Here is a 10,160-nt window from a genome sequence, read left to right as displayed (position 1 = left end):
CCGGTGTCCTCGTTCAGCTGGACGCGATCCGCTCCAGGATCGCGGTGGCCAGCGCCTCGGGGGCCTGCTCGGGGATCCAGTGGCTGACCCCCGGGAGCTCCACGAACCGGTAGTCGCCGGTGACGTGCTCGGAGCAGCCCTCGGCGGCGGTCCGGCCGACCGCCACGTCGCCGTCGCTCCACACGTAGCTGGTCGGCACCGCCACCGGGTCGACCGGCGTGCTCGAGCTCATCGCCCGGTACCAGTTGAGCGCGGCGGTGAGCGCGCCCGGCGCCGACAGCACCGTCACGTACTCGTCGACGGCCTCGCCCGGGACCGCGTCGCCGAACATCCGCCGCAGCCGCCGGGCGCCGTCGGCCAGCAGCACGTCCTCGGCCTTGCCCTGCTGCCAGAACAGCCGGATGTAGGCCGAGCGCTCCTGCTGCTCGGGGTCCGCTCGCCAGGCGGCGGTGAACGCGGCCGGGTGCGGCACCGAGACGGCGGTCAGCGAGCGCACCCGGTCGGGGTGCCAGGCGGCCAGCGCCCAGGCCACGTTGGCGCCCCAGTCGTGGCCCACGACGTCGGCCCGCGGGACGTCCATGGCGGTCATCAGATCGACGGTGACCTGCGCCAGGTTCGGCAGCGCGTAGGCGTCCACCTCCGCCGGCCGGGCACCGGGGGAGTAGCCGAGCTGGTCGACGGCGTAGGTGCGCAGCCCCGCCTCGGTGAGCAGCGGCGTGACCGCCGCCCACGACGCCGACGTCTCGGGGAAGCCGTGCAGCAGCACCACCGGGCGGCCGTCGTCCGGCCCGTCGGCCCGGACGTCGAAGGTGAGGTCGCCGACGTCCACCTGCAGCAGCGCTCCGGCCATGGCGCCGACGCTAGCCGGGGACGGCGGCAGGCGCGCCCGCCACTACGGTCGGACGCCGTGGCCAGCCCCGAACGCGACTACGTGACCGCGCACCTCGACGACCTGCACGCCGACCTCGACGCGTGGCTGCGGATCCCGTCGATCTCCGCCGACCCGGCCTCCGCCCCCTACGTCGCCGAGAGCGCGGCCTGGCTGGCCGACGTGCTGCGCCGCACCGGCTTCCCGACCGTGGAGATCTGGCCCACCGCGGGTGCCCCCGCGGTCTTCGCCGAGTGGCCGTCGGCCGACCCCGGCGCGCCGGTGGCCCTGGTCTACGGCCACCACGACGTGCAGCCGGTCGACCCGCCGGAGCTGTGGGTGCACCCGCCGTTCGAGCCGACCCGCGTCGAGGGCCCGGACGGCCCGGAGCTGCACGCCCGCGGCGCCATCGACGACAAGGGCAACGTCGCGTTCCACCTGCTCGGCATCCGCGCGCACCTGGCCGCCACCGGCCGCGACACCCCCGCGGTCACCGTCAAGCTGATCGTCGAGGGCGAGGAGGAGTCGGGCTCCCCGCACTTCGCCGACCTGCTGCGCGCGAAGGCCGACCGGCTGGCCTGCGACGTCGTGGTGGTCAGCGACACCGGCATGGCCGCCCCCGACGTCCCCAGCGCCGTCGTGGCGATGCGCGGGCTGGCCGACGCCGAGATCACCCTGCGCGGACCGGCGGTCGACCTCCACTCCGGCTCGTTCGGCGGCGGCGTCCCCAACCCGTTGCACGCCATGGCAACGCTGCTCGCGAGCCTGCACGACGACCAGGGCCGGGTCACCCTGCCAGGCTTCTACGAGGCGGTGCGGCCGCTGACCGACCGCGAGCGGGAGCTCATGGCGCGGGTGCCGTTCGACGAGGCCGCGTGGCTGGCCGGCCCGGCGGCCTCGCGCGTGGCCACCGGCGAGGCCGGGTTCACCACCCTCGAGCGGATCGGTGCCCGGCCCACCGCCGAGGTCAACGGGATGTGGGGCGGCTACACCGGCCCGGGCCACAAGACGATCATCCCGGCCGAGGCACACGCCAAGATCACCTTCCGGCTGGTCGCCGACCAGCGCCCGGCCGACCTCGCCGAGCAGGTCCGCACCTGGGTCGCGGCGAACACCCCCGAGGGCATCGAGGCCCACGTGCACGTCCCGGCCGGCGGCGTCTCGCCGTGCGCCAGCGACCTGGACTCCCCGGCGATGGCCGCCCTGCTGACCGCGATCGGGCAGGCCTTCGACACCGACCCCGCCGACGTCCTGTTCACCCGCGAGGGCGGCAGCGGACCCGAGGCCGACCTGGTCGAGGTCCTCGGCGCGCCGCTGCTGTTCCTCGGCGCCGGCCTGCCCACCGACCGCATCCACTCGCCGAACGAGCGGGTGCTGCTGCCGATGCTGTACCGCGGCGCGGAGGCGGCGGCGCACCTGTGGCGCGAGCTGGCGGCCGTGGAGTTCCGCGCCCGGTGACGACCCCGCCGGAGGGTGAGAGCTTCGGCCCCTACCGGGTGCTCGGGGTGCTCGGGAGGGGCGGCATGGGCCGCGTGCTGCGCGCCCACGACGCCGAGCACGGGCGGGACGTCGCGCTCAAGGTGCTGCACCCGCAGTGGGCCCAGGACGAGGACTACCGCAGCCGGTTCCGACGCGAGGCCCGCATCGCCGCCCGCCTCAACGAGCCGCACGTCATCCCCATCCACCGGTACGGGGAGATCGACGGGCAGCTGTTCCTCGACATGCGGCTGGTGGAGGGTGAGGACCTCGACTCGCTGCTGCGCCGCACCGGCCCGTTGGACCCCGCGCGCGCCGTCGACCTGGTCGGTCAGGTCGCCCGCGCGCTGGACGCCGCCCACGCCGGCGGGCTCGTGCACCGCGACGTCAAGCCGTCGAACGTGCTGCTCGTCGCCCGCGCCGACGGCCGGGACCTCGCCGGCTCGGTCGCGGGCGAGGACTTCGCCTACCTCGCCGACTTCGGCATCGCCCGCGGTGCGGACGACGAGCCCGGTGCCGCGCTGACCGCGACCGGCGCCGCGGTGGGCAGCACGGAGTACATGGCCCCCGAGCGGTTCGCCTCCGTGCCGCCGGACGCTCGGGCGGACGTCTACTCGCTGGCCTGCGTCCTGTTCGAGCTGCTCACCGGCCGGCGTCCGTTCGCCGCGGGCGACCCGGTGGGCCTGATGGCCGCCCACCTGCACGCACCGCCACCGGTGCCGTCGTCGCGGCGTCCGGGTCTGCCGGCGGCGCTCGACGAGGTGGTCCTGCGCGGACTGGCCAAGGACCCCGCCCTGCGGTGGCAGTCCGCCGGCGCGCTGGCGGCCGCGGCGCGGGGCGCGCTGGCCGCCAGTGGCGTCCCGGTGCCCCGCGCGGAGGACGCCCCCACCTTCGTCGGGGTGGGGGACGGGAGCCGGGCGGTCACCCGCCTCGAACCGGCCGCGGCACCGCTGACCACGTGGCCCCCGGCTGCTCCGCCGACCGTCGGCCAGGCCCCGGCGCGGCGGTCCGGGCGCTGGGCGGTGCTCCTGCCGTGGCTGCTGGCGGCGGTCGCGCTCGTCGCCGTGCTCGTCCTCGCCGGCCTGCTCGTGGCGACCGACCGCCGCGCCGACGGAGCCGCCGACGACGCGGCGGCTGTCGCCGACCGGCTGCTCAGGTTCTCCCTGCCGCGGGGGGTGGCCGCCGCGGAGTGCACCGTCCAGGAGCCCGTCGAGGGCCCGCTGCGGCGGCTCCGCTGCCCCGCCGGGGACGTCGACGACGACGGCGCGCCCGCCGGGACCTACACCGTGTTCCGGGGGGACGGCGCGGACGCGGCCCTCGCCGCGCACGTGCGGGACACCGGACTGCGCGAGCTGGACGACGAGTTCGACTGCGGCAGCGGCGACGACGCGCAGGGGTGGGTGCAGCTGCGCGACGACGACGACCGACCCGTCGGCCGGCTGACCTGCTCGGTGGACGCCGACGGGGACGCCGAGCTTCGGTGGACCTGGGACGACCTGGGCACCCTCGGCCTGGTCGAGCTGCGCGGTGGCGGCGAGGACGGGCTCTCCACCCTGCGCTCCTGGTGGCTCGACGCGGCGGACCGCCGGTGACCGAGCCCCACAGCCGGCGGTCCTAGGGTGCAGACGTGACCGGAGGAGGGCAGACCGGGAGCGCGCCGCCGGGCTGGTACCCGGACCCGGACGGCGCCCCCGGCATGGTGCGCTGGTGGAGCGGGACGACCTGGTCGGACGTGACCACCCCCGCCGGGCCCGGGGTCGCCGTCCAGGCGCCGCCGGTACAGGTGCCGCCGCAGCCGGCCGTCCCGCCGGCCCCGCCGTCGTCCCCGCGCCGGGGTCGCACGGGGTGGGTGGTCGGGCTGTCCGTCCTGGGCGTGGTGCTGGTGGTGCTGATCGGCTTCCTCGTCGGCCGGCCGTCGACGGGTGGGGACGACGACACCGACGCCGCCGGGCCCTCCGTCGCCGCCGGGCCGACCTTCCCGCCGGGCACCGTGCGGATCATCGACGAGGCGGCCGGCATCTCCTACCCGTTCCTCGGCGACGGCTGGTACGAGTACGACCTCGGCGTGGTCGTCGAGACGGAGTCGGTCGCGGGACAGTTCTTCACGACCCAGGACCTCACGCCCGACGGGGGCACGTTCATCGCGCAGTGCACCTCCGGCCCCCTGGTCCAGCAGTTCGGCTACGCCGGGCCGGGGACCCTGCAGGCGACCCTCGCCCAGGTCGCCGACAGCGTGCGGGCCAACTACTACCCGGCACCCAACGAGCGGCGGGTGCTGCGCGAGGAGGGGCGCACCGTCGACGGCGCCCCGGCGCACCTGTTCGAGTTCGACCTCTCGTGGGACGTCGAGGGCTACGACGCCACCGGTGAGCGGGCGGCGCTGCTGCTGGTCGACGTCGGCCGGCCGGCGCCGGCGCTGCTGTACATCTCGATCCCGAACACGCACGCCGAGCTCTACGGCGTGATCGACCGGGTGGTCGACGCCGTCGAGGTGCTGTGACCTCCGCTTGGCCTGTCCTTAGCGTGACCTTGACCACGCCGGCGACAGGGTCGGCCCATGACACGAACCCGCGCCTCCCGCGCCATCTGGACCGCGTCGGCGGCCGCAGCCGTCGGCCTCGGCATCCTCGCCGCCTCGGTCGGGGGCGCTGACGCGTCGCCCCCCACGCAGCCCGCCTCGGCCACCGGGGCCCCGCAGTCCACGTCGTCCCCGGGGTCCGGGAACCCCGCGCCTGCGGACCCGTCGACCGGCGAGCAGGTGACCGTCGCCGGCACCGTCTCCGCCACGTGCGACGGCGACGTGGTGTCGCTCAGCGCCACACCGGAGCCCGGGTGGACGCCGGACGACTCCCCGCGCCCCGGCCAGGTCGAGTGGCGCAACGGCACGCAGGAGGTCGAGGTGACGGTCACCTGCGTCGACGGCAGCCCCCGCTTCGCCGTCGAGGGGCCGCGCGACGACCGCCGCGGACGCGGCGGGGACGACTCCCCGGCGACCGCGCCGTCCTCCGACGACACGGCCGGGCGGTCCGGCGGCGGGCACGGCTCCGACGACGCGCCGGGTGACGACTCGGCCGGGCGGTCCGGCGGCGGGCACGGCTCCGATGACCCGCCCGGTGACGACTCGGCCGGGCGGTCCGGCGGCGGGCACGGGTCGGACGACGCGCCGGGTGACGACTCCGCTGGCCGCGTGGACGACCGCTCGGGTTCGGACGACGGGACCGGGGACGACTCGGGCCGCGGCCGCGGTCGGGGCCGCGGCGGCGACGACTCCGGCGGCGACGACTGACCTGCTCCTCCCGCCCCTGAGGACCACGCCGGGTCCGGCCGGACCACGCCGGGCCCGGCGGCGGGTCTGCCCAGCTGCTCCCGCCCGGGGTCACCGCCCGGCGACCGGTCCCCGTGCCCGGCTACTGTCGGGACGTGACAGCAGCTGGGGCCGACCTCACCCTCCGGCACCCGGTGGAGCGCTTCCGACTGGAGAACGGCCTTCGGGTCGTGCTCGCGCCCGACCGCAGCGTGCCGGTGGTCGCCGTGACCGTCTCCTACGACGTCGGCATGCGCAACGAGCCGCAAGGCCGCACCGGGTTCGCCCACCTCTTCGAGCACCTGATGTTCCAGGGTTCGGCCAACGTGCCGAAGATGGAGCACGCCCGCCTGGTCCAGGCCGCGGGCGGCACCTTCAACGGCTCGACCCATCAGGACTTCACCAACTACTACGAGGCGCTGCCCGCCGAGGCGCTGGAGCGGGCGATCTTCCTCGAGGCCGACCGGATGGGGGCGCCGGCCATCACCGAGGAGAACCTCCGCAACCAGATCGACGTGGTCAAGGAGGAGATCCGGGTCAACGTCCTCAACCGGCCCTACGGCGCCTTTCCCTGGTTGCAGCTGCCGCAGATCGCCTTCGAGAGCTTCGCCAACACCCACGACGGCTATGGGTCGTTCGTCGACCTGGAGTCCTCCACGGTCGAGGACGCCGCGGACTTCTTCCACCGCTACTACGCGCCGGGCAACGCCGTCCTGTGCATCGGCGGCGACCTCGACGTCCCGGAGACCGAGCGGCTGGTGCGCCGCTGGTTCGGCCCCATCGAGGCCCGTGAGGTGCCGCCGACGGTCCCCACCGGCGAGCCGTCCCCGACTACGGTCCGCTCCGGTGTGGTCGAGGACCGCCTGGCGCCGACCCCCGCCGTGGCGATCGGCTGGCGGGTCCCCGACCCGGTGGGCGACCTCGACACCTACCTGGGCACGGTGCTCCTCGCCGAGCTGCTCAGCGAGAGCGACGCGTCCCGGCTGGAGCGCCGGCTGGTGCACGACGACCAGCTGGCCGTGGCCCAGAGCAGCTACGTCGGCCTGTTCGGCGACCCCTTCGAGGTCCGGGACGCGACGCTGCTGACCACCCAGGTCCACCACCCGGGCTCGGTGAACGTGGAGAAGGTCCTCGCCGCGGTGCACGAGGAGATCGGCCGCATCGCCGACGAGGGCGTGGGCGCCGAGGAGCTGGCGCGGGTGCAGGCCCGCGCCGAGGCGCAGCTGCTCCGCCAGGCCGACTCGGTGCTGGGCCGCACGCTGGCCTTCGGCACGGCGGAGCTGGTCCACGGCCGCGCCGAGCTCGCCGGCGAGCTCGCCGCCCGGCTCGCCGCGGTCACCCCTGACCAGCTGCAGGCCGCCGCCCGCGGGCTGGACCCCGGCACCGCGGCCATCCTCGAACTGCGCGCGACGGGAGGTCGCCCGTGAGCGAGCTCGCGAGCTCACGCATGGACACAGCAGTGCCGCGAACGCGGCCGACGAGCGCCGGCGAGGAGGACTCGTGAGTGCCCCGGACCTGGTCCCGCCGCTGGGCGAGCCCCGCCCGCAGCCGGAGCTCGCCGTCACCGAGGCCACCCTGCCCAGCGGACTCCGGCTGGTCGTCGTACCGCGCCCCGGCGTCCCACTGGTGGAGCTGCGGCTCCGGGTGCCCTTCGCCGCCGCGACCGCGCGGACCGCGGCCGCGCACACCGCCCGGACGTCGGTGCTCTCCGGCGCTGTCCTGCTCGGCACCGAGGCGCACGACGCGACCGGCATCGCGCAGCTGTTCCAGGCCCACGGCGGGGAGCTGTCGGTCTCGGCCGACCCGGACCGGCTGCTGTTCTCCACCACGCTGCTGTCCGAGGGCCTGGCCCCGGTGCTCTCCGTGCTGGCCGAGGTCCTCACCAGCGCGACCTACCCGACCGACCAAGTCGAGGCCGAGCGCGCCCGCGTCGCCGAGCGGATCTCCATCGCCCGGTCGCAGCCCGGCGTGATCGCGCGCACCGCACTGGCCGCCCGCCGCTACGGGCCCCACCCCTACGCCGAGCAGTTGCCCGCCCCGGAGGCGGTCGCCGCCGTCCGGGGCCCGGCGCTGCGCAAGCTGCACCGCGAGCGCGTGCTGCCCGCCGGGAGCACGCTGGTGCTCGTCGGCGACCTCGACCCGGCCGCCGCGGTCGACGCGGCGGGGGAGGCCCTGGCCGGCTGGACCGGCGAGGGGACGGCGGTGACCGCGCCGCCGGTCCCGCAGCTGGACCGGGGACACCTCGAGGTGGTCGACCGGACCGGCGCGGTCCAGTCCAACCTCCGGCTCGGCGGCCCCGCCCCGAGCCGCACCGAGCCCGACCTGCCCGCCGTCCGGCTGGCCAACATGGTCTACGGCGGCTACTTCTCCTCGCGGCTGGTCGAGAACATCCGGGAGCGGCGCGGCTACAGCTACAGCCCGCGCAGCTCGGTCGACCACCTCGTCGGTGCGTCGTCCTTCCTCGTCGAGGCCGACGTCGCCACCGAGGTCACCGCGCCGGCGATGCTGGAGGTCCTCTACGAGCTCGGCCGGATGGCGCTCACCCCGGTCACGCCCGAGGAGCTGGACGGCGCCCGGCGCTACGTCCTGGGCAGCATGGCGCTGTCGATCGCCACGCACGCCGGCCTGGCCAGCACGCTGTCGGCCCTGGTCGGCGCCGGGCTGCCGCCGAGCTGGCTGACCGAGCACCAGCGGGCGCTCGCCGCGGTGACCGTCGAGGAGGTGCAGGCCGCGGCCCGCCGCTACCTGCACCCGGCCGCGCTGACCGCGGTGGTGGTCGGCGACGCCGAGCGGGTCGCCGACGGGTTGCGGGCGCTCGGACCGGTCGACGTCCGCACCCCCGCCGAGGCGTCGGCGTGACCGTCCCCGAGGGCGGCAGCACGCCGGCCGACAACCCGCCCACCGACGACCCCGCGCGCGGCTCCTGGCCGGAGAGCCGGCCGTCCCCGCCCGGGGAGGTGCCGGTGCTCTCCCGCTCCGCGCACGACCGCAGCCACCTGGCCCGGACCCTGCCCGACCCCACCGGCGGCCGGCCGGTGCGGGTGCTCACCGTCGACGAGCGTCGGCAGGTGCCGGTCGAGGAGGACGGCAGCCGCCCCCGGCTGCTCTGGGAGGAGCGGCCGCAGCTGCCGGAGGGGGCGGTGTACCTCGGCGAGTCGGACGGCGTGCCCTATGCCGCCGTCCGCGGCGACCGGCGGCTGACCGTCGGGGACCGGCCGGTGGACGCCTGGAGCGGGCTGCGCGAGCTCGGCGCCGACCTCGACGACCTCGACGCGGGCCTGCTCGCCCAGGCCATCGGCATCCTCGAGTGGCACGAGCGGCACCGGTTCAGCCCGCTGTCCGGAGCCGAGACGACCGTGGAGCGGGCCGGCTGGGTGCGTCGCGACCCGGTGACCGGCGCCGAGCTGTTCCCGCGCACCGACCCGGCGGTGATCATGCTGGTGCACGACGGCGGGGACCGCTGCGTCCTCGGCCGTCAGGCGGTCTGGCCGCCGGGGCGGTACTCGATCCTCGCCGGGTTCGTCGAGCCGGGGGAGTCCGCCGAGGGCGCCGTGGCGCGGGAGGTCGCCGAGGAGGTCGGCGTGCGGGTCACCGACATCCGGTACGTCGGCAGCCAGCCGTGGCCGTTCCCGCAGTCGCTGATGCTCGGCTACACCGCCCGCGTCGAGGGTGACCCCACGCTCCGGCTGGACCCGACCGAGATCGAGGAGGCCCGCTGGTTCACCCGTGACGAGCTGCGCTCCGGCGCCGGCCCGCGGGCGTTGCCGCCGCCGGTCTCCATCGCCCGGCACATCATCGACCGCTGGGTGGCCGGCGAGCTCGGCTGAAGGAGGACCCTCGCAGGTTCGGGGCGGTGCCCGGGAGGGGGCCGCTCACTCGAACCTCCCTCGGAGGCTGAGCGCGGGGTGGTCGGGGGAGTCGGCCAGGACGACGGCGTCGGCCAGGGCCACCGGGTCGACCTCGGCGTCGTAGCGGTCGAAGGCGGGCAGCTCCCACGCCTGCTCCGCCGGCGTGCGCCGGCGGCGCGCCGCCGGGGCGACCCGCAGGTGGACGACGACGTCGAACGCCAGCCCGAGCCCCTGCAGCAGCGGGCCCGGGACCAGCAGCACCCCGCCCGGTGGCATCGGCTCGGGGCGGACGCGGGCCGCCCGGTCGCGGACGACGTCCCACAGCACCGGCAGGTACCGCCCGGAGCCGCCGGGGCCGACCGGGTCGAGGACCTCGCGAGCCAGGGCGCCGGCGTCGAGCCAGTCGGTGTAGCGGCCGTCCGGGTCGGTCCGGCCGTGCTCGAAGCGCAGCGAGGCAGGGCGCAGGAACCCGCCGGCGGGGACGACGGCGACCGGCCGGCCCAGCGCCGGCAGCCGCTCGGCCACCGCCCGCGCCAGGGTCTCCGGTGCGGCGACGTCCGGCCCGTCGACGGCCACCCGCAGCGCGGTCGCCCCGGGTTCCGGCGACAGGTCGCCCAGCAGCCGGGCCAGCCGGTCGGCGAGCGCCGCCGGGGTCAGCGGCTCC

General features: G+C 76.6%; 9 protein-coding genes. 7 read left to right on the top strand and 2 right to left on the bottom strand.

Translation table 11 applies throughout. The features are described 5' to 3' along the window. Window positions 1-13 precede the first annotated feature (13 nt). Complete coding sequence (locus ACI782_RS09160; protein ID WP_456908306.1) at window positions 14-850, bottom strand: alpha/beta fold hydrolase; 837 nt, start codon at window positions 848-850, stop codon at window positions 14-16. Between the two features lie 57 nt (window positions 851-907). On the opposite strand from ACI782_RS09160, the gene ACI782_RS09155 reads away from it, so the two are divergent. The 7 genes from ACI782_RS09155 (at window position 908) to nudC (ending at window position 9,475) form a co-directional block, all read left to right on the top strand. Next, window positions 908-2,326 (top strand): M20/M25/M40 family metallo-hydrolase, encoded by a 1,419-nt coding sequence (locus ACI782_RS09155; protein ID WP_456908304.1) that lies wholly within the window; start codon window positions 908-910, stop codon window positions 2,324-2,326. Continuing rightward, window positions 2,323-3,936: a serine/threonine-protein kinase gene (locus ACI782_RS09150; protein ID WP_456908302.1), complete on the top strand. Its 1,614-nt coding sequence runs from the start codon at window positions 2,323-2,325 to the stop codon at window positions 3,934-3,936. Before ACI782_RS09155 ends, ACI782_RS09150 begins: the two co-directional genes overlap by 4 nt. A 35-nt stretch (window positions 3,937-3,971) precedes the next feature. Further along, a complete protein-coding gene (locus ACI782_RS09145; RefSeq protein WP_456908300.1) occupies window positions 3,972-4,844 on the top strand; it encodes a DUF2510 domain-containing protein in 873 nt (290 codons plus the stop codon). A gap of 57 nt (window positions 4,845-4,901) precedes the next feature. Beyond that, the gene (locus tag ACI782_RS09140; protein ID WP_456908298.1) at window positions 4,902-5,630 is read left to right on the top strand and encodes a hypothetical protein; all 729 of its coding nucleotides are present in this window, start codon (window positions 4,902-4,904) and stop codon (window positions 5,628-5,630) included. A 134-nt stretch (window positions 5,631-5,764) separates the two neighbouring features. After that, window positions 5,765-7,075, top strand: coding sequence for a M16 family metallopeptidase (locus tag ACI782_RS09135; protein ID WP_456908296.1), 1,311 nt, complete (start codon window positions 5,765-5,767; stop codon window positions 7,073-7,075). A 73-nt stretch (window positions 7,076-7,148) separates the two neighbouring features. Further along, the gene (locus tag ACI782_RS09130) at window positions 7,149-8,507 is read left to right on the top strand and encodes a M16 family metallopeptidase (RefSeq protein ID WP_456908294.1); all 1,359 of its coding nucleotides are present in this window, start codon (window positions 7,149-7,151) and stop codon (window positions 8,505-8,507) included. Next, window positions 8,504-9,475 (top strand): NAD(+) diphosphatase, encoded by a 972-nt coding sequence (gene nudC / locus ACI782_RS09125; protein ID WP_456908292.1) that lies wholly within the window; start codon window positions 8,504-8,506, stop codon window positions 9,473-9,475. Before ACI782_RS09130 ends, nudC begins: the two co-directional genes overlap by 4 nt. A gap of 45 nt (window positions 9,476-9,520) precedes the next feature. Here the strand turns inward: nudC and ACI782_RS09120 are convergent, their stop codons facing one another. After that, complete coding sequence (locus tag ACI782_RS09120; RefSeq protein ID WP_456908290.1) at window positions 9,521-10,072, bottom strand: uridine kinase; 552 nt, start codon at window positions 10,070-10,072, stop codon at window positions 9,521-9,523. Between the last annotated feature and the right edge of the window lie 88 nt (window positions 10,073-10,160).

The organism is Geodermatophilus sp. SYSU D00703 (genome assembly GCF_054050155.1).
This window is presented reverse-complemented; position numbering and strand designations above follow the sequence as displayed.

Coding starts and splice junctions, on each gene's coding strand:
- ACI782_RS09140 (WP_456908298.1), top strand. CDS start 4,902: ATGACACGAACCCGCGCCTCCCGCGCCATCTGGACCGCGTCGGCGGCC.
- ACI782_RS09160 (WP_456908306.1), bottom strand. CDS start 850: ATGGCCGGAGCGCTGCTGCAGGTGGACGTCGGCGACCTCACCTTCGAC.